The sequence below is a fragment of the Hansschlegelia sp. KR7-227 genome (assembly GCF_049446035.1).
Lineage (GTDB): Bacteria > Pseudomonadota > Alphaproteobacteria > Rhizobiales > Methylopilaceae > Methylopila.
The window spans coordinates 42,471-61,286 of the sequence record NZ_JBMSEA010000001.1; the positions used below are offsets into that span (position 1 = coordinate 42,471).

15 protein-coding genes and 1 tRNA gene are annotated in these 18,816 nt (G+C 69.1%); 14 read left to right on the top strand and 2 right to left on the bottom strand.

Annotated features, from left to right (window positions below):
- The first annotated feature begins 49 nt into the window (after window positions 1-49).
- The 4 genes from ACO2RJ_RS00215 (at window position 50) to ACO2RJ_RS00230 (ending at window position 3,398) form a co-directional block, all read left to right on the top strand.
- Window positions 50-1,525, top strand: a complete 1,476-nt coding sequence (locus tag ACO2RJ_RS00215) for a protein adenylyltransferase SelO (protein ID WP_423265996.1) — start codon at window positions 50-52, stop codon at window positions 1,523-1,525.
- 491 nt (window positions 1,526-2,016) lie between these two features.
- Window positions 2,017-2,151, top strand: coding sequence for a hypothetical protein (locus tag ACO2RJ_RS00220; RefSeq protein ID WP_423268879.1), 135 nt, complete (start codon window positions 2,017-2,019; stop codon window positions 2,149-2,151).
- A gap of 115 nt (window positions 2,152-2,266) precedes the next feature.
- Window positions 2,267-2,944 carry a recombinase family protein gene (locus ACO2RJ_RS00225; RefSeq protein ID WP_423265997.1) on the top strand — a complete coding sequence of 226 codons (678 nt, stop codon included), beginning with the start codon at window positions 2,267-2,269 and terminating at the stop codon, window positions 2,942-2,944.
- Complete coding sequence (locus ACO2RJ_RS00230; RefSeq protein ID WP_423265998.1) at window positions 2,907-3,398, top strand: hypothetical protein; 492 nt, start codon at window positions 2,907-2,909, stop codon at window positions 3,396-3,398. Before ACO2RJ_RS00225 ends, ACO2RJ_RS00230 begins: the two co-directional genes overlap by 38 nt.
- Before the next feature lie 249 nt (window positions 3,399-3,647).
- On the opposite strand, the gene ACO2RJ_RS00235 is transcribed toward ACO2RJ_RS00230, so the two are convergent.
- Window positions 3,648-3,723, bottom strand: a tRNA-Ala gene (locus tag ACO2RJ_RS00235).
- A gap of 130 nt (window positions 3,724-3,853) precedes the next feature.
- Window positions 3,854-4,321, bottom strand: coding sequence for a TIGR02300 family protein (locus ACO2RJ_RS00240; RefSeq protein ID WP_423265999.1), 468 nt, complete (start codon window positions 4,319-4,321; stop codon window positions 3,854-3,856).
- A gap of 177 nt (window positions 4,322-4,498) precedes the next feature.
- On the opposite strand from ACO2RJ_RS00240, the gene aroA reads away from it, so the two are divergent.
- The 10 genes from aroA (at window position 4,499) to ACO2RJ_RS00290 (ending at window position 18,711) form a co-directional block, all read left to right on the top strand.
- On the top strand, window positions 4,499-5,884 hold the full coding sequence (aroA, locus tag ACO2RJ_RS00245) for a 3-phosphoshikimate 1-carboxyvinyltransferase (RefSeq protein ID WP_423266000.1): 1,386 nt from the start codon (window positions 4,499-4,501) through the stop codon (window positions 5,882-5,884).
- Window positions 5,885-5,897: 13 nt separating this feature from the next.
- Window positions 5,898-6,545, top strand: coding sequence for a (d)CMP kinase (gene cmk / locus ACO2RJ_RS00250; protein ID WP_423266001.1), 648 nt, complete (start codon window positions 5,898-5,900; stop codon window positions 6,543-6,545).
- 278 nt (window positions 6,546-6,823) lie between these two features.
- Window positions 6,824-8,533, top strand: a complete 1,710-nt coding sequence (rpsA, locus tag ACO2RJ_RS00255; RefSeq protein WP_423266002.1) for a 30S ribosomal protein S1 — start codon at window positions 6,824-6,826, stop codon at window positions 8,531-8,533.
- A gap of 182 nt (window positions 8,534-8,715) precedes the next feature.
- Window positions 8,716-9,225 (top strand): 5-(carboxyamino)imidazole ribonucleotide mutase, encoded by a 510-nt coding sequence (gene purE / locus ACO2RJ_RS00260; RefSeq protein ID WP_423266003.1) that lies wholly within the window; start codon window positions 8,716-8,718, stop codon window positions 9,223-9,225.
- A gap of 5 nt (window positions 9,226-9,230) precedes the next feature.
- Window positions 9,231-10,310, top strand: a complete 1,080-nt coding sequence (locus ACO2RJ_RS00265) for a 5-(carboxyamino)imidazole ribonucleotide synthase (RefSeq protein WP_423266004.1) — start codon at window positions 9,231-9,233, stop codon at window positions 10,308-10,310.
- Window positions 10,311-10,405: 95 nt separating this feature from the next.
- Complete coding sequence (locus ACO2RJ_RS00270; protein ID WP_423266005.1) at window positions 10,406-14,533, top strand: calcium-binding protein; 4,128 nt, start codon at window positions 10,406-10,408, stop codon at window positions 14,531-14,533.
- 260 nt (window positions 14,534-14,793) lie between these two features.
- Window positions 14,794-15,975, top strand: a complete 1,182-nt coding sequence (gene solA / locus ACO2RJ_RS00275; protein ID WP_423266006.1) for an N-methyl-L-tryptophan oxidase — start codon at window positions 14,794-14,796, stop codon at window positions 15,973-15,975.
- 182 nt (window positions 15,976-16,157) lie between these two features.
- Window positions 16,158-16,382, top strand: coding sequence for a 30S ribosomal protein S21 (rpsU, locus tag ACO2RJ_RS00280; RefSeq protein ID WP_423266007.1), 225 nt, complete (start codon window positions 16,158-16,160; stop codon window positions 16,380-16,382).
- A gap of 219 nt (window positions 16,383-16,601) precedes the next feature.
- Entirely contained in the window at window positions 16,602-17,456 is an 855-nt protein-coding gene (locus ACO2RJ_RS00285; protein ID WP_423266008.1) for a tetratricopeptide repeat protein, read from the top strand.
- Window positions 17,457-17,580: 124 nt separating this feature from the next.
- Window positions 17,581-18,711 carry a YihY/virulence factor BrkB family protein gene (locus ACO2RJ_RS00290; RefSeq protein WP_423266009.1) on the top strand — a complete coding sequence of 377 codons (1,131 nt, stop codon included), beginning with the start codon at window positions 17,581-17,583 and terminating at the stop codon, window positions 18,709-18,711.
- The last annotated feature ends 105 nt before the right edge of the window (window positions 18,712-18,816 follow it).

Here is an 18,816-nt window from a genome sequence, read left to right on the forward strand (position 1 = left end):
AACAGCCTTCCCGGCCCACCTAAGGTGTCCGACCACTCTGAAAGCGCCGATGACCGCTGCAATCCCGTTCGACAACAGCTACGTGCGGCTGCCGAGCTCGTTTTATGCAAGAGTTCTGCCCGCTCCGGCGCCGCGCCCCCAACTCGTCAAGCTGAACCGCGCGCTTGCGGAGGAGCTCCGGATCGATCCAGACACGCTCGCCACGCCCGAGGGGATCGCGGCGCTCGCAGGCAACGTCGTGCCGCGGGGCGCGGAGCCGATCGCCACAGCCTATGCCGGTCACCAATTCGGCCATTTCGTGCCGCGGCTCGGGGACGGCAGGGCGATCCTGCTTGGCGAGGTGATCGGCCGCGACGGCGCGCGGCGCGACCTGCAGTTGAAGGGGTCCGGTCGCACGCCGTTCTCGCGGAACGGCGACGGCCGCGCCGCGCTTGGCCCGGTACTGCGGGAATATCTCGTGAGCGAGGCGATGGCGGCGCTCGGCGTTCCGACGACGCGCGCGCTCGCGGCGGTCACGACCGGCGAGACGGTGTTTCGTGAGCGGGCGCTGCCGGGCGCGGTGCTCGCGCGCGTCGCGAAAAGCCACATCCGGGTCGGCACGTTCCAGTTTTTCGCGGCGCGCGGCGAGGTCGAGAACCTGCGGGCGCTCGCCGATCACGTGATCGCGCGGCACTATCCGGAGGCGGCCGGCGCCGCCGAACCTTACCGGGCGCTGCTGGAGCAGATCATCGGGCGCCAAGCGGGCGTCGTGTCGCAATGGCTGCTGGTCGGCTTCATCCACGGCGTCATGAACACCGACAACATGTCGATCGCGGGCGAGACCATTGACTACGGGCCATGCGCCTTCATGGACGCCTATGATCCGGCGACGGTCTTCAGCTCGATCGACGCGCACGGCCGCTACGCCTATGGCAATCAGCCGGCGATCGCGCACTGGAACCTGACGCGCCTCGCCGAGTCTCTGCTGCCTCTCCTGGCGGGAGACGGGGAGGCGGCCGTGACGATCGCGCAAGACGAGATCGGGAAATTCCCGCGGGCGTTCAAAGACGCCTATGTCGCCGGCGTGAGAGCCAAGCTCGGGCTTGCGGACATGCGTGACGATGACCTTGGACTGGCCCAGGACCTGCTGGACCGAATGTCGGCGAACCGCGCGGACTTCACACTGACGTTCCGGGGCCTCTGCGCAGCGGCCCAGGATGATCGGGCGGACGCGGAGCTGCGTGTTCTGTTCGATGATCCGCGCTCCTATGACGAATGGGCGGTCCGCTGGCGCGCCCGGCTCCATGTCGAAGGCCGGGAGGCCGCCGCGCGTGGAGCCGCGATGCGACGCGTCAATCCCGCGCTGGTCCCCCGCAACCATCTCGTCGAGGCGGCCATCGAGGCTGCCGTGGATCGGCAGGATTTCCTCGTCTTCGAACAAGTCCTTGAGGCGTTGATGAAGCCCTTCGAGGACGGACCAAGCGATCCAATGTTTTACGGATTGCCGCCGGCCGGGCCAGGCTACCGCACCTTCTGCGGGACGTAGCCCAACGCCACGAGCGCCTCGTGCCAGGCTCGCTTGCGGCGATCACCCCCGCAGTTTCCGTTCCGTGCGGCGGATGCCGTGGACGCGATGCGCTCTTGCGGATTTGATGCCTCAGAGAGGGTATGATCCATCGCGCCCAAAGAACAGGAAGCCATGCTCCTGTTGCTGGGTTGCGAGCAAGGCCAAGGCTACCGCTACGGAAAAGCCGTCGGTGCTCCCCTGTTCGCGCGGCTGCTGTCGGAACAGGCCAAGCTGCAGAGGGCCATATGACGCCTGATCACCGCGGCGTGCTTTCCCCGGCCCGGTCCTGCGTGTCGCCCGTAAGCTCTGCCCCGAGTGCGCTTGGTTCCCTCACCGGGCCGTCAGGTTCAGCGAGCGCCTGACGCGACGTTTCAGGAACCGCGCCAGCTTAGGCCGCCCGGAGCCGGCCTCTTTCAGAGCTTAGATCGGGTCTTGCACCGTGGCTTCGCGATGGGCGTCTTACTCAGGTACTGACGGATTGGGTCGACGAGCGCTCTCCGCTTTATGCCTTCTATCCCTCCCGGCGTCAGACGCCGGCGAAGGTGCGCGCCTTCCTCGATTTTGTGGGCCGCATCTGCGGGTTGGAAGCGGCTCCAGGTTGCTGAGATATCGCCATTCGGCGCACCGCCGGCTGCAAAGGGGCCCACGCTTCGCAGCAAACGATCGTCTGCGTTGCGTCAGTGACGGCCGATCGCCGCAAGTCGCAAAGGAGAAGTTCGCATGTCCATCGCGCAGTTCGAACGCGAGGTGACGGGCGAGCGCATAAGGGACAAGATCGCGGCGTCGAAGAAGCGCGGCATGTGGGTCGGCGGCGTCGTGCCGCTGGGCTATCGCGTCGAAGCCAAGAAGCTGGTCGTGGATGAACAGGAGGCCCCGATCGTCCGACAGATTTTCGAGCGCTATCTCGCGCTGGGATCACTGTCGGCCCTGCAGAAGGAACTGCGAGAGCGAGGCGTCGTCACTCGCGCGCGGACTCTCGCATCCGGCGGGGCCACCGGCGGAGTTCCGCTGACCAACGGGCCGCTCGCCTATCTGCTGGCGAACCGCGTCTATCTCGGCGAGATCAACCACAAGGGACTGAGCTATCCGGGCGAGCATCCGGCGATCGTGGCGCCAGAGCTGTTCGACGCCGTGGCCGCCAAGATCGCGGAGAACCGCAACGGCGTCCGCACGAAGCGGTCGACCTCTGGCGCGCTGCTCCTTGGCCGGCTGTTCGACGACCGCGGCAACCCGATGACACCGAGCGTCACCAACAAAAAGGGCGTCCGCTATCGCTATTATGTCTCCAGCGTCGTCGCGCAGGGCAGGGGGCGATTCGGGATCGGTGAAGCGCATCTCCGCGCCGGAGATCGAGATCGGCGTGATCGATGCGCTTCGCTCAAAGCTGGGCGGCGATGATGACGACCGGACGCTCATCGCCGCGCATCTGGACCGGGCGATCCTCTCCACGGGCGGCGTCGAACTCATCCTGACTGACGGCGATGTGATTCGCGTCTCGCATTCCCGGCGATCGAGCGCCAGAAGCATCCTCGGCCTGAACGACGCATCCGCGCTTCCGATGAAGGCGGAGGCTCGCGCCGTTCTGCTGAGGTGGATCGCGCTCGGCAGGCGGTGCGTCGCAGAGCTCGAGCGTGGACGATCCGTCGACCTCGATCAGTTCGCCGAACGGCATGGCTGCAGCCGGCGGCACGTCGAGCGAATGATCGACTACGCCTTCATCGCTCCGGACCTCGTGAAGGCGATCGCCGAGGGCCGGCTGCCTCGTGGCGTTTCTGCCAAAGCGCTCGCCGAGGCCCCGATGCTCTGGTCGGCGCAATGGCGGATGATCGGGGTCGAGCAGCTGGCAAGCTGACGCTCGACGATTCTTCTCTCACGCTATCGATCAGCTTCTTCGCGCGGCCGGCCCAGACGGCGCTCCGCGAGCACATCGCGAGCCCGTACGACATGGCATCTTGAGAGCGGAGACGGGGGCCGTTTCGCGGCCTATTACGCCGTCCAACGTCAGCCAGAGACGGAAAAGCCGCTCAGTCCGCCCGCTAAGTCACGGACACAGCGTAACAATCCGTGCGGCAGGTCAAATACCGAGTTCGCGGAAAGTGTTTGGTGGAGCCAGGCGGAATCGAACCGCCGACCTCTTGAATGCCATTCAAGCGCTCTCCCAACTGAGCTATGGCCCCACCGGGGGTGCGGTCCGAAGGCGGCGTTGGGAAGGCCGTCGGACCGGACGTCGGCTTCGCCGTCAGGCGAAGCGGCCGGCCGACTCTGGGCCGGCGCGGCGCATGCTAGAACCACGATTCCGCCGTGGGTTCAAGTGTCGTCGTCTTTCTCGCGGTCGCCGATGATGTCCGTCACGTCGTCGTCGGAATCCTCGTCCGGCTCGAGAAACGTCTCATCGGCGTCGTCATCATCGTCGTCGTCGTCATCCACGACCACGTCGTCTTCGTCCTCGTCGGCGTCGGGCCGCACGACGCGGACCACCGACTTCTCCGGCGCGACTTCCTCGTCGGCGTCCTCGAGCGAGATCGCCTCGACGTCTTCGTCGACCTCGACCTTCTCTTCGACGTCGTCTTCTTCCTCGGCCGCCGCCTTGCGGGCGCGCGCGGCGTCGGCCTTGGCGGCGCGGGCGGCCGCGGCGCTCGACAGAATGACGGTCGCCACGAAGGTCGCCCCGCATTTCGGGCACACGATCGGGTCGCGCATCAGGTCGTAATATTTCGCGCCGCAGGCCTGGCAGGTCCGCTTGACGCCGAGTTCGGGCTTGGCCAATTCGATCATTCCGAGGTGGAGAAGCGAGGCGACGGATTGACGTGGAGGCGCCCGGCTGTCAAGAGCCAATGCGTCCGCGCCGGCCGCCTGCAGCGGACTTCGGCGCCGCCGTCCCGCCTTTTCCGCGCCCCGACGACGCCGCTCGCGCGCAGGGCTCGTCGACAGCAGGAGCCCGCCGTCCGCGTCATGTCGACCGCCGTCCCAGTCCTTTCGCCGTCCGCTCATGGCGGCCCCGGCCGCCCGGCCCGCGCGCGGAGATCCGGCCCGCTCCGGGGTCGCGTGCGCGCGCCCGGCGACAAGTCGATGTCGCACCGCGCGCTGATCTTCGGCCTGCTCGCCGTCGGCGAGACCCGAATCGAAGGGCTCCTCGAGGGCGAGGACGTGCTGGCGACCGCCCGCGCCTGCCGGGCGCTCGGCGCCGAGATCGAGCGGCTGGGCGAAGGACGCTGGCGGGTCCGCGGCGTCGGCGTCGGCGGCCTGAAGCGCCCTGCGGAGACGCTCGACTTCGGCAACGCCGGCACCGGCTCGCGGCTGATGATGGGCGTCGTGGGCGGTCATCCGATCACGGCGACCTTCGACGGCGACGCCTCGCTGCGCTCCCGCCCCATGCGCCGCATCCTCGATCCTCTCGCGCTGATGGGGGCGAGCGTCCTGTCGTCGGCGGAGGGCGGCCGGCTGCCGCTCACCCTGCAGGGGCCCGAGCGCACGCTGCCGATCGCCTACGAGACGCCGGTGCCGTCGGCGCAGGTGAAGTCCGCGGTCCTGCTCGCGGGGTTGAACGCGCCGGGGGCGACCACCGTGATCGAGCGCGAGGCGACGCGCGACCACACCGAAAAGATGCTGAGGGCGTTCGGCGCGGACGTGACGGTGGAACCGTTCGGCGCGCATGGACGGACGATCCGACTGGTCGGCCAGCCCGAACTGAGGCCCGCCTCCCTTTCGATCCCCGCCGACCCGTCCTCCGCCGCCTTTCCGCTGGTCGCGGCGCTGATCGCGGCAGGGTCGGAGGTGACGCTCGACAGCGTCATGACCAACCCGCTGCGGACCGGGCTGCTGACCACCCTCAAGGAGATGGGCGCCGACGTGACGCTGACGAATATCCGCGAAGAGGGCGGGGAGGAGATCTCCGATCTCGTCGTGCGGGCGGGGCCGCTCGTCGGCGTCGACGTGCCGCCCGAGAGGGCGCCCTCGATGATCGACGAGTATCCCGTGCTCGCCGTCGCGGCGGCCTTCGCCGAGGGCGAGACGCGGATGCGCGGGCTGCATGAACTGAGGGTCAAGGAGAGCGACCGGCTCGCTGCGGTGCATGACGGGCTCGTGCGATCCGGCGTCGAGGCGAGAATCGAGGGCGACGACCTGATCGTGGTCGGTCGCGGCGGGGCGCCGGGCGGCGGCGCGCCGGTGAAGACCCATCTTGACCACCGCATCGCGATGAGCTTCCTCGTGCTCGGCCTGGGGGCGGAGGCGCCGGTCGCGATCGACGACGGCGCGATGATCGCCACGAGCTTTCCTGCGTTCGGGCCGCTGATGCGCGGGCTCGGCGCCGACATCGACATGGGCGACGCAGCATGAGAGGCGCCGACGCATGATCGTCGCGATCGACGGGCCGGCGGCCTCCGGCAAGGGCACGCTGGCGCGCCGCATCGCGCGGCATTACGGGCTGCCGCATCTCGATTCCGGACTGCTCTATCGCGCGGTCGCGCAGCGGCTGCTGATCCGCGGCGAAGATCTCGGCGACGCCGCGGCGGCGCTCGCGGTCGCCCGCGGGATCGAGCCGAAGCACCTCGACGACCCGGCGCTGCGCGGCCGCCACGCGGGGGAGGGGGCCTCGATCGTCTCGGTCCACCCGGAGGTGCGCGCGGCGCTGCTCGACTTCCAGCGCGCCTTCGCCGCGACGCCGCGCGGCGCGGTGATCGACGGCCGCGACATCGGCACGGTGATCTGCCCCGACGCGGACGTGAAGATCTTCGTGACCGCCTCCGCGCAGGAGAGGGCGCGCCGCCGTGCGCTCGAACTCGGCGCGCGGGGCGAGCCGGTCGACGAGGCCGCCGTGCTCGCCGACATCGAGGCCCGCGACGCGCGCGACCGCAACCGCGCCGCCGCTCCGCTGAAGGCGGCCGACGACGCGGTGCTGCTCGACACGACGGACCTCGACGCGGAGGCGGCTTTCGCCGAAGCCGTGGCGATCGTCGAGGCGCGCACCCGCCGCCCCCAGCGCGCCATTGGCGGCTGAACGCCGCGCCCGTGCGTTGCGCCTTCGCCCCTGATCTGATAACGAGCCGCGTCCGGTAAAGCGGTTCGCTTGCATGCGCTGAGACGGGTTCGGCCGAATGTCGTCCGTCCGCCAGCCGCTCAAGCCAAGACTTTTCCGGTCAAGGCCCATGGTCGCGTCCCGCGTCCCCGGCGCCGGCCCGCTTCCCCAGGGAGGCGCGCACCGGACGGCGGCGACCATGGCCTTTTCGTCAACACGAACGCCGGCGCCTGAGGCCCCATGAGAGGGCAGGAGACTTTATGAACGCCACTGCCGTAGCTGCCGCCCCGTCGCGCGACGATTTCGCCGCGATGCTGGAAGAGTCCTTCGAAAAGCACGACGTCGCCGAAGGTACGGTCGTCCAGGGGACGATCACCGCGATCGAGAAGGACATGGCCGTCATCGACGTCGGCCTGAAGACCGAGGGCCGCGTCGCGGTCAAGGAGTTCGGCCACAACCGCGAGAACCCGCTGAAGGTGGGCGACGTCGTCGAGGTTTATCTCGAGCGCGTCGAGAACGCCCTCGGCGAAGCCGTGCTGTCGCGCGACAAGGCGCGCCGCGAGGAGAGCTGGGTCAAGCTCGAGGTCGCCTTCAACGACAATCAGAAGGTCGAAGGCGTCATCTTCAATCAGGTCAAGGGCGGCTTCACCGTTGACCTCGAAGGCGCGACCGCCTTCCTGCCGCGCAGCCAGGTCGACATCCGCCCGGTGCGCGACGTCGGCCCGCTGATGGGCACGCCCCAGCCGTTCCAGATCCTGAAGATGGATCGCCGCCGCGGCAACATCGTCGTGTCGCGCCGCACCGTGCTCGAAGAGAGCCGCGCGGAGATGCGCCAGGAGCTGGTCCAGAACCTCGAAGAGGGCCAGGTCATCGAGGGCGTCGTCAAGAACATCACCGACTACGGCGCGTTCGTGGACCTCGGCGGCATCGACGGCCTGCTGCACGTCACCGACATCGCCTGGCGTCGCGTCAATCACCCGACCGAACTGCTCCAGATCGGGCAGCAGGTGAAGGTGAAGATCATCAAGATCAACCACGAGACCCACCGCATCTCGCTCGGCATGAAGCAGCTGCTGGCCGATCCGTGGCAGGGCATCGAGGCGAAGTATCCGGCGAACGCCAAGTTCACCGGCCGCGTCACCAACATCACCGACTACGGCGCGTTCGTGGAGCTGGAGCCGGGCATCGAAGGCCTGATCCACGTCTCCGAGATGTCCTGGACCAAGAAGAACGTCCATCCGGGCAAGATCGTCGCCACCTCGCAGGAGGTCGACGTGATGGTGCTCGAGGTCGACCCGGTGAAGCGCCGCATCTCGCTCGGCCTCAAGCAGATCATGCAGAACCCCTGGGAGCAGTTCGTCGAGAACCATCCCATCGGCTCCGAGGTCGAGGGCGAGGTCAAGAACAAGACCGAGTTCGGTCTGTTCCTTGGGCTCGACGGCGACGTCGACGGCATGGTCCACCTGTCCGACCTCGACTGGAACCGTCCGGGCGAGCAGGTCATCGAGGACTTCAAGAAGGGCGACATCGTCCGCGCGCAGGTGCTCGACGTCGACGTCGAGAAGGAGCGCATCTCGCTCGGCGTGAAGCAGCTCGGCGGCGATCCGTTCGTCGACAGCGGCGAGATCCGCAAGGGCTCTGTCGTGACCTGCGAGGTGATCGAGGTGAAGGACGGCGGGCTCGAGGTGAAGATCGCCGACAGCGATCTCAGCGCCTTCATCCGCCGCGCTGATCTCGCCCGCGACCGCGCCGACCAGCGCCCCGAGCGCTTCGCCGTCGGCGAGAAGTTCGACGCCCGCATCACGCTGTTCGACAAGAAGGCCCACAAGGTCAACGTGTCGATCAAGGCGCTCGAGATCGCCGAAGAGAAGGAGGCCGTCGCGCAGTACGGCTCGTCCGACTCCGGCGCCTCCCTCGGCGACATCCTCGGCGCCGCGCTCAAGAAGCGGAACGAAGAGTCCGACGACTGATCCGCATCGTCCTCTCCCGGCGACGGGAGAGGACGGCGGACGCCGCTTTCGGGCGGGGACGGTTCCGGCGCCAGCGCCTCGGATCGTCTCCGCCCGAGCCATTTCTCGAGGTCCGCTTGCGGCCGCCAGGCCCGGCGCCTATGGTCGGCCTCACCTCATGACCCTTCCGGAGAACGCCTGAGATGGTCGCGGACGACCGCGCCGAGACGACGCCCGTCGCCATCGTCATGGGCAGCCAGTCCGACTGGGCGACCATGAGCCACGCCGCGGACACGCTGACCAAGCTCGGCGTGCCGCATGCGGCGCGCATCGTCTCCGCCCACCGCACGCCCGACCGGCTGGTCGCCTTCGCAAAGGCCGCGAAGGCCGACGGCGTGAAGGTCGTGATCGCCGGCGCCGGCGGCGCAGCCCATCTTCCCGGGATGGTCGCCGCGATGACGCCGCTGCCGGTGTTCGGCGTGCCCGTCCAGAGCCACACGCTGTCCGGCCTCGACAGCCTGCTGTCGATCGTCCAGATGCCCGCCGGCGTTCCGGTCGGCACGCTTGCGATCGGCAAGGCCGGAGCCGTCAACGCCGCTCTGCTCGCCGCCGCCGTGCTCGCTCTCTCCGACGAGGCCCTGGCGGCGCGTCTGGAGGCGTTCCGCGCGGCGCAGACCGACGGCGTCGCCGAGACGCCGGTGAAGGAGCCGTAAAGCCCATGGCGATCCAGCCCCTCGCGCCCGGCGGCGTCATCGGCGTGCTCGGCGGCGGCCAGCTCGGCCGCATGCTCGCGCTCGCGGCCGCCCCTCTCGGCCTGAAGACCCACGTCTACTGCCCCGACCCGGACAGTCCGGCCTTCGACGTCGCCGCCGACCATACGATCGCCGCCTATGACGATGAGGCCGCGCTTGCGCGCTTCGCCGCTTCGGTCGACGTCGTGACCTACGAGTTCGAGAACGTGCCCGCGGAGACCGCGAAGCTGGTCGCCGGGCGGAAGCCGCTCTTTCCCGACGCGCGCGCCCTCTCCACGACGCAGGACCGCTTCTACGAGAAGACGTTTCTGCGCAATCTCGGCCTGCCGACGCCGAATTTCGCCCATGTCGACGACCGCGCCACGCTGGTCGCGGCGGTCGCGGCCGTCGGCCGGCCGTCGGTGCTGAAGACCCGCCGTTTCGGCTATGACGGAAAGGGGCAGGGCCTAGTGCGCGAGGGGCTCGCTCTCGACGACGCGCTCGCCATGATGGGCGGCCAGCCCGCTATCCTTGAGGCTTTCGTGCATTTCCGCGCCGAAGTCTCTGTGATCGCGGCGCGGGGTCGGTCCGGCGAGTTCGCGGCTTACGACGTGGTCGAGAACCGCCACGAGAATCACATCCTGCGCTCCAGCCACGTCCCCGCTTCGATCCGGCCGGAGACCGCGGCGTCCGCGGTCGCGATGGCGAAGAAGATCGCCGACGAGCTCAAATATGTCGGCGTGCTCGGCCTCGAGCTCTTCCTCGTGGACGGGCCGACCGGCGAGCGCGTGATGGTCAACGAGATCGCCCCGCGGGTCCACAATTCCGGCCACTGGACGATCGAGGGCGCGGCCACCAGCCAGTTCGAGCAGCATGTGCGGGCGATCGCCGGCTGGCCGCTCGGCTCGACCGCGACGCGCGGGACGGTGACCATGACGAATCTGCTCGGCGCCGAGGCCGATCGCTGGCGCGACCTGCTCGCCGAGCCGGGCGCGTCGCTGCACCTCTACGGCAAGGGCGAACCGAAGCCCGGCCGGAAGATGGGCCACGTCACCCGTCTCGCCTGAGAAAAACGCACGCTCCGTAAGGGGAACTACGAACGCGTCGGAGCTGCCGACGCGTTAGTCTCCGCGCGCGCCGCGCGCGCCGGGAGACCACGCCCATGCCGACGATCACCGACGAGGACGAGCGTCCCGACGGCAGCTCGGGATCCGGCTCCACCATCATCTACCGCCCAATCAAAGGCGGCTGGACGATCGACGTCACGCTCACCGGCGACGGCGACGGCGACGAACTGATCTGGGCGTATGGCGACGAGGACGAGAACGCCGTCTCGAACGACGTCATCACCGTGCGGAACGCGCTGCTCGGGGTCGACGTCTGGGCCGGAGGCGGAGCCGACAGGATCACGACGGCGGGCCAGGACGACGTCGTCTACGGCGATCGCTATCAGTACATATCCGGAACGCTTTACAGGACCGGGACCGGCGCCGACACGATCTCGACGGGCGCCGGCGACGACTACGCGGCCGGCGAGGGCGGCGACGACAGGATCGACCTCGGCGGCGACGACGACCGCGCCAATGGCGGCGAGGGCGACGACACGATTCTCGGCGGCGACGGCCACGACGACATCACGGGCTGGACCGGCGCCGACAGCCTCGTGGGCGGAGCCGCCGACGACACGCTGGCCGCCGACGCCATCGGCTTCGACGACCAGATCGGCGAGGCGGACAAGGCCGACACCGTCATCGGCGGCGGCGGCGCCGACCGCATCTCGGCGATCCGCAACGGCGACCGCGTCGAGGCTGGCGCCGGCGACGACCGGATCCGGCTGTCCTATTTCGAAGACAAGGGCGGGACGATCGCCGTCGACGGCGGCGGCGACTACGACGAGGCCGAGATCTATTATTACGGCTCGAAGGCCGTCACCTTCGTCGCCAGCGCCTCGGGCGGAAGCAGCAACATCGGCGGGGTCCGGCTGAGCGGCGTGGAGGTCGTGCGCACCCTGTCCACCGGCTCGGGCGCCGACAAAATCACGCTCGCGAACTACGCGAACGACGACGCGCCCGTGACCGTTCGAACCGGCGACGGAAACGACACCATCACCGGCGGGCTCGGCGCGAACGGCGCCCTCAACGGCTTTTTCTACACCGACGACGCCATCGCCACGGGCGCCGGCGACGACAAGGTCTTCGCGCGCGCCGGCAACGACTATGTCGAGAACGTCGCGGGCCGCGACGACATCGACGCCGGGGCCGGCGACGACCAGGTCAAGGGCTTCACCGGCTCATCCGGCGTGGTGAAGCTCGGCGACGGCGCCGACAGCTTCCGCAGCGATTTCGCCAACGGCGTCTCCACGCCTGTCGACTATGTCATCGAGGGCGGCGACGGCTCCGACGTTCTCGCCCCCATCACCTATGGAACCTACGTCTTCAAGCCGGGCGCCGGCGACGACGTCATCCTCGTCGGACGGCTCGAGCACCAGCTCAACGGCGTCCAGCTCTCTTACGACCTCGACGACGAGCCCGACGACGCCCGCAAGATCACCGTCGATTACTCCGACGCCGCGCAGAAGGTGGTCATCGACATCGCCGCAGGCGAGGCCAAGGACGACGACAACGACTTTCCCGACCGCATCGCCTTCACAGACGACGCGATCGGCTCGACATTCGGCGACGAGATCAAGGGCGACGACAGCGCGAACAGGCTCGACGGCAGGTTCGGCGGCGACGCCATCGAGGCCGGCGGCGGCGACGACACGCTGATCGGCGACAAGGGCGAGGACACGCTCGAAGGCGGCGAAGGCGAGGATTCGATCGCGGGCGGCGGCGACGCCGACCAGGCGACCGGCGGGGACGACGACGACCGCATCGACGGCGGGGCGGGCGACGACGCATTGTCGGGCGGCGGCGACGACGACACGGTGATCGGCGGCGACGGCAGGGACGTCGTCTCCGGCGGTCTCGGCGACGACGATCTCGACGGCGGCCTGAAGTCCGACGTCGTGAGCTACGCCGCGTCGAAGACCGGCGTGCGCGTCTCGCTCGCCACAGGCAAGGCGACCGGCGAGGGGGCCGACACTCTCAGGAATTTCGAAGACGTGGTCGGCTCCGACAAGGCCGATCGCCTGGAAGGCGACGCCGAGGGCAACGGATTGTCCGGCGGCCTCGGCGCGGACACGCTCGCCGGGCGCGCCGGCGACGACACCCTCATCGGCGGCCTCGGCGCCGACGCATTCGACGGCGGCCAGGGCGAGGACACGGTCACCTTCGCCAAGTCCAAGACGGCGGTCGTCGTCTCGCTGCTCAAGGGCGCGGCCGAAGGCGGCGACGGCAAGGACACGCTCGCCAATGTCGAGATCGTCGTGGGCACGGCCAAGGCCGACACGCTGACGGGCTTCGCCACGGCCGACGACACGCTGCGGGGCGGCGACGGCGACGACACGCTCGCCGGCGGCGGCGGCAAGAGCGAACTCGACGGCGGCAAGGGCGCCGACAGCGTCGACTATGGCGCCGCCCCGCTGCCGGCCGGAAAGCTCGGAGCGGTCGTCGATCTCGCCCGGGAGGACGGCCGGCTCGGCGACGCGCTCGACACGCTGAAATCCATCGAGAATGTCGGCGGGACCAAACGTGGCGACATCATCACGGGCGGCGACGGAGACAATGAACTCCTCGGACGCGACGGCGACGACACGCTCGCCGGCGGCAATGGCGACGACGATTTGCAGGGCGGCGACGGCCGCGACCAGCTGAGCTACGTCGATTCCGAAACGAAGGTCACCGTCTCGCTCAGCGCGAACAAAGCGACCGGCGAGGGCGCCGATAAGATCGCGGGCTTCGAGGACCTCGCCGGCTCGTCCTTCGCCGACAAGCTCGCCGGCTCGTCCGTCGCGAACAAGATCGAGGGCCGAGCGGGCGACGATGTGCTTGAGGGGCTCGGCGGCGTCGACACGCTGTATGGCGGCGCCGGCGAAGACACGATCCGCGGCGGCGCCGGAAACGACTCCCTGCTGGGCAGCGCCGGGAACGACCTGATCCAGGAGGTCGAGGGCGTCAACATCATGAAGGGCGAGGCCGGCGAGGACACGCTGACCGGCGGCTCCGGCTCCGACCGCATGGACGGCGGTAAGGACGACGATCGCCTCACCGGCGGCGGTGACGGGGACGGCCTGCTCGGCGGCGCCGGAAACGACACGCTGATCGGCGGCGCCGGCGCCGACGCCTTCGAAGGCTACGACGTCATCGACCCGAAGACCGGGAGCGTGATCGAATCCTTCGTCGGCGACCTCGCCGGAAACGACGTCATCGACGGCGGCGAGGGCGCCGACCTCGTCAGCTATCAGTCGGCGAAGTCCGCGGTCGAGGTCGATCTCGCGGCCGGGCGGGCGACGGGCGGAGGCGGGAACGACCGCCTGACGTCCGTGGAGGGCGTGCGGGGCACGAACTTCAACGACGTGCTGGCCGGTTCGAACGAGGACGAAGCCTTCTTCGGCATGAAGGGCAATGACAGCATCGTCGCCGGCGGCGGGAACGATTCCATCTTCGGCTCGGCCGGCGCGGACACGATCGACGGGGGCGACGGCTTCGACGTCGTGACCTTCGACTCTGTCCTCCGCATCCAGATCAAGACCGACGCCCAGGCCGAGAACGCCTACACGATCATCGACACGGCGAGCGGCGCGCAGGCCGACGTGCTGATTTCGATCGAGAAGTTTCTTGGCTCCGCCGACGGCGACGAGATCGTCGGTGACCGGAAGGACAAGGAAGGCGTCACGGTCGGCGGCGGCGGCGGCTCCGACACCCTTCAGGGCACCGAGGGCGAGGATGCGCTGGACGGCGGGGACGGGCTCGACCAGATCCGCGGCTTCGGCGGCCGCGACACGCTCACGGGCGGCGGCGCGAACGACACGCTCGACGGCGGCGCCGGCGACGACCGGCTGGTCGGCGGCGGAGGCCGGGACAGGCTGACGGGCGGCGCGGGCGACGACGTCTTCGTGTTCGACGATCCGTCGAGCTTCGACACGATCGTCGACTTCCGGCCGGGCGACCAGATCGCCGTCGACGCCGCGGCCTTCGACCTTGATCTGCGCGTCGGCGAACTCGCGGCCGCCTCGTTCCGCGCCGGAAACGCGCCTGAGGCGACGGGCGCGAAGCCGCAGTTCCTCTATGACCGGACGGACGGAACGCTGTCTCTCGACCTTGACGGCGCGGGCGGCGACGCCGCGATCAAGATCGCCGCGCTGAACGGCGCGCCGGATCTCTCGGCCTCCGACATCCGGATCGTCTGAGACCGGGCGCGCACGACAGGCGCCCTCGAGAGTCGCCGGGACCGCCAACGCGACGCCGCGCGTCCAGCCGCGAACGTCGAACCATGCCGGGAGGCGCCCGACGCCCGCCTAGGGGCGCGGCTTGGTCGGGGACTGGCCTTCCGACTCGCAGCCGGGAGGAGCTTAGAATATGAATTACTTATATACAGCTCTGATAATCGGCATGGCATATCGAATTTAGATATGAAGGTGACGCTTATCCAGAACTTGGGACACCCGCCATGCCGAATGCGCTTCATACCGACGTCGCCGTCGTCGGCCTCGGCGCCATGGGCGCCGCGACGCTCTACCAGCTCGCGAAACGCGGGGTGTCCTGTGTCGGGATCGACCGCTTCGCTCCGCCCCATGACCTCGGGTCCAGCCATGGCGAGACCCGCATCACCCGCCTTGCGGTCGGGGAGGGCGGCGCGCTGGCGCCCTTCGTCCGCAGGTCGCACGAGATCTGGCGCGAGCTCGAGGCCGCGACCGGCGAGACGCTGCTGACCCAGTGCGGCGCGCTGGTGATGGCGCCGGGCGGCGCGCCGAGTTCGCATCACGGCAAGCCGGATTTCGTCGCGCGCTCGATCGCGGTCGCCGAGGAGTTCGGCATCGCTCACGAGGCGTGCGGCGGCGCCGAGGTGCGGCGGCGCTTCCCGCATTTCGTGGCGGCGGACGACGTCCAGGCCTATTTCGAGCCGGAGGGCGGCTACGTCGCGCCGGAGCGCTGCATCGCGGCGCAGCTCGGCGAAGCCGTCCGGCTCGGCGCCAGGGTGGTCCCCGGCGCGGCGGCGAGGGCGATCCGCCAGACCGGCGCGGGCGTTGAAATCGAGACGGCGGACGGCGTCGTCGCCTGCGATCGGGCGATCGTCGCGGCCGGCGCATGGGCGGGCCCGCTACTCGGCGCGCCGTTCGACCGACTGCTGACGGTCAAGCGGCAGGTCCTGCACTGGTTCGCGCTGGAGGAGGGGGTCGAAGCCCCTGAAGGCTCGCCGGTGTTCATCTGGATGCATGGGGCCGGCGACGCCGATTATCTCTATGGCTTTCCGCCCCAGCCCGGCGCCCGAAGCATGAAGGTCGCGACCGAGCAGTTCGAGGCTTCGACCGAGGCCAATGCGGTGGAGCGCGCGGTCTCGCCCGCCGAATCGGCGGCCATGTACGAGGCGCACCTGCGCGGACGGCTCGCCGGCGTTACGAGCCGGGCGGTGAAGGCTGCAGCCTGCATGTACGTCATGACCCCGGACTTTAACTTCGTCATCGACGACCATCCGGCGATGGACCGGGTGACGGTCGTCTCAGCCTGTTCCGGCCATGGCTTCAAGCATTCCGCGGGCATCGGCTTTGCGCTCGCGGAGAGGGCCGCCACGGGCCGAAGCAAGATGGATCTGGCGCCCTTCGCGCTCTCCCGTTTCGACGGGCGCGGCTGAACCGCCTCGACGCCGTTTCGGCTTCCTTCGCACGTGGACAAGCCTCCGACGCTCTGGTAAACCGCCTGCCGACGATGGCGGCGCGCGCTCCAGCGGGCGTCGTCGTTTTGCATTTTCAGGGGTTTCGCGGGGTGCGAAATCCCGATCCGATCAAACCGCCAAACCCGAGCGCGAGGCTCCACGTGCAGGTTCTCGTCCGAGACAACAATGTCGACCAGGCCCTCAAGGCCCTCAAGAAGAAGATGCAGCGCGAGGGCATCTTCCGCGAGATGAAGCTCCGCGGCCATTACGAGAAGCCGTCCGAGAAGCGCGCCCGCGAGAAGGCCGAGGCCGTCCGCCGCGCCCGCAAGCTCGCTCGCAAGCGCGCCCAGCGCGAAGGCCTGATCCCGATGAAGAAGAAGGCCTGAAAAGGCCTGCTGATTCGGGTCCCCGCGACCCTGCGCGAAGGCGTTCCGGCCACGGACTGAAACGAAGGGAACGCCCGCCACGGTCCGCCGGCGGGCGTTTTCGCGTCCGCGGCGCCACGGTCGGTCTCCGGCGTAGCGAACGGGGCGGTCGGCTCCGCAATCTCGCCGCAATCCGCCCCTCTCTGGGCGTCGCATGGTGAGCGGTAAGGTGGTGAGGCGATGACGCAGGGCCGGGGTCTGATGATGCGCGCAGGCGTCGTGGCTGCGCTGGCGCTGTCGCTCGCGGCCTGCGAATCCGTCGGCGGCGCCACGAGCACCGTCGATCCGGACGTCTACGCCGCCCGCACCTCCGACCTGGGGTCGCTCTCTCAGGTCGTCCAGAGGAACCCGAACGATCCGGAAGCCTGGAACATGCGCGGCTCGGCTTACGCCCGGCTGACGCAGTACGACAAGGCGGTCGCGGACTTCAACCAGGCGATCCGCCTCAATCCCAGCCTCGCCAAGGCCTACGCCAACCGCGCGCTGGCCTACCGCTCGATGAACAACAACGGCGCGGCGCTCGCGGACTACAATCAGGCGATCTCTGTCGACCCGAACTACAGCGCGGCCTATGTCGGACGCGGCAATCTCTACCGCCAGACGGGCCGCACCGACGCCGCGCTCGCCGATTTCGACCAGGCGATCCAGCTCGATCCGAACAATGCGCAGGCCTGGCACAATCGTGGCCTGATCCACCAGGCCCAGGGGCGCCAGGCCGACGCGATCGATGACTTCACCAAGGCGACCGCGATCTCCGTCACGGCGGCCGAGCCTTACATCGGCCGCGGCTACAGCTATCTCGCGCAGAACGACGCAGCGGCCGCGATCGACGATTTCAACACCGCCCGCACGCTTGCGCCGAAGAACATCGACGCCTGGATCGGGCGCGGCCTCGCCTTCGAGAAGCGCAACGAACTCGGCAATGCGCGCGCCTCCTTCGCGCAGGCGCTGAACCTGAACGGCCGCGACAAGCGCGCCGTCGAAGGATTTGAGCGCGTCGGCGGCCGGGCGGGCGAGACCTACACCGAGCGCTGATCTTTCGCGCAGGCGTCCGCGCGCGCCCTGAGGCGAAAACGCAGCCGCGCCCTGTTTTCGCCGCAACGACTTTCCCCTGAGCGCGTTCTGCTCCCGATCCATCGATCGCAAGGGACGGGCGCGCATGTCGGCAGCCGTGCGGCGGAAGCGCGCCGCATCTCCAGATCTGATCGCGACCGCATCGGCGCTCGTCGCTCTCGCAGTGGTCGCCGCGGCCGGCCTCCAGTCGAGACGCCCCATCGCTCCGCCCCGGGTAAAAGGGGCGGCGTCGCGCTTCCCGTCGACGGAGGCGGACCTCCCGGAGACGCGGAGCGGCGCCGAAGCCAAGGGTCGCGCGGCCGAGACGCCGGTCGAGATACCGGCGCGGGGCTGGAAGGACATCGCGCTCAGGGTCTATGGCGAAATCGCCTCCGACCGGCTGCTCGCGGTCGCCGCCGGCGTCACCTTCTACGCCCTGCTCGCGCTGTTCCCGGCGATCGTCGCCTTGGTCTCGCTCTACGGGCTGACGGCCGACCTCGGCAGCCTGCGCGACCATCTCGACACGTTCCGCGGGGTGGCGCCGAAAGCCGCGATCGACTTCGTCGGCGAACAGGTCGCGCGCATCGTCACCAAGAGCGACGGCCAGCTGGGCTTCGCCTTCGTGTTCGGCCTCGCGACCGCGCTCTGGAGCTCCAACGCCGGCGTGAAGGCGATGTTCGACGCGCTCAACGTCGTCTACGAAGAGCGCGAGAAGCGCTCCTTCATCATGCTGAACCTGAGCTCGCTGGCGTTCACGCTCGGCGCGATCCTGTTCGTGCTGCTGGCGTTCAACGCCGTCGTCGTGCTGCCGATCGCGCTGCGCTTCGTCTGGCTCGGCGACTTCGCCGAAACGCTCATCAGCCTCGGCCGCTGGCCCGTGCTGTTCCTTTCGGTCCTGTTCGGCCTGACGCTGCTCTACCGGTTCGGGCCAAGCCGTCGCAGCCCGAAATGGCGCTGGGCGGCGCCGGGCTCGCTCGCCGCCGGGGCGCTCTGGGTCGCGGGTTCGGTCGGCTTTTCCTGGTATGCGGAAAATCTCGCGAATTTCGACAAAACCTACGGCCCGCTCGGCGCCGCCATCGGCTTCATGCTGTGGATGTGGATGTCGGTGATCGTCGTGCTGCTCGGCGGCGAGCTCAACGCGGAGATGGAGCACCAGACCGCGAAGGACTCCACCCGCGGCGCCCCGAAGCCGATGGGGCTGCGGGGCGCGAGGATGGCGGACACGGTCGCGGAGTAGCGCGTGACCGGCCCGCTTTGAAGCGGATGTCCTCGACTGTCATCCCGGGCTCGTCCCGGGATCCATTTCCGCGGGCGGAGGCATAGTAGTGATGCCCGGCGGAAT

Excerpts from the sequence above, each read along its gene's own strand:
- ACO2RJ_RS00290 (WP_423266009.1), top strand. The coding sequence starts at position 17,581 with ATGTCGGCAGCCGTGCGGCGGAAGCGCGCCGCATCTCCAGATCTGATC.
- ACO2RJ_RS00265 (WP_423266004.1), top strand. The coding sequence starts at position 9,231 with ATGGCGATCCAGCCCCTCGCGCCCGGCGGCGTCATCGGCGTGCTCGGC.
- ACO2RJ_RS00225 (WP_423265997.1), top strand. The coding sequence starts at position 2,267 with ATGTCCATCGCGCAGTTCGAACGCGAGGTGACGGGCGAGCGCATAAGG.
- ACO2RJ_RS00270 (WP_423266005.1), top strand. The coding sequence starts at position 10,406 with ATGCCGACGATCACCGACGAGGACGAGCGTCCCGACGGCAGCTCGGGA.
- rpsA (WP_423266002.1), top strand. The coding sequence starts at position 6,824 with ATGAACGCCACTGCCGTAGCTGCCGCCCCGTCGCGCGACGATTTCGCC.
- ACO2RJ_RS00285 (WP_423266008.1), top strand. The coding sequence starts at position 16,602 with ATGACGCAGGGCCGGGGTCTGATGATGCGCGCAGGCGTCGTGGCTGCG.
- solA (WP_423266006.1), top strand. The coding sequence starts at position 14,794 with ATGCCGAATGCGCTTCATACCGACGTCGCCGTCGTCGGCCTCGGCGCC.
- aroA (WP_423266000.1), top strand. The coding sequence starts at position 4,499 with ATGTCGACCGCCGTCCCAGTCCTTTCGCCGTCCGCTCATGGCGGCCCC.
- cmk (WP_423266001.1), top strand. The coding sequence starts at position 5,898 with ATGATCGTCGCGATCGACGGGCCGGCGGCCTCCGGCAAGGGCACGCTG.
- purE (WP_423266003.1), top strand. The coding sequence starts at position 8,716 with ATGGTCGCGGACGACCGCGCCGAGACGACGCCCGTCGCCATCGTCATG.
- ACO2RJ_RS00240 (WP_423265999.1), bottom strand. The coding sequence starts at position 4,321 with ATGATCGAATTGGCCAAGCCCGAACTCGGCGTCAAGCGGACCTGCCAG.
- ACO2RJ_RS00215 (WP_423265996.1), top strand. The coding sequence starts at position 50 with ATGACCGCTGCAATCCCGTTCGACAACAGCTACGTGCGGCTGCCGAGC.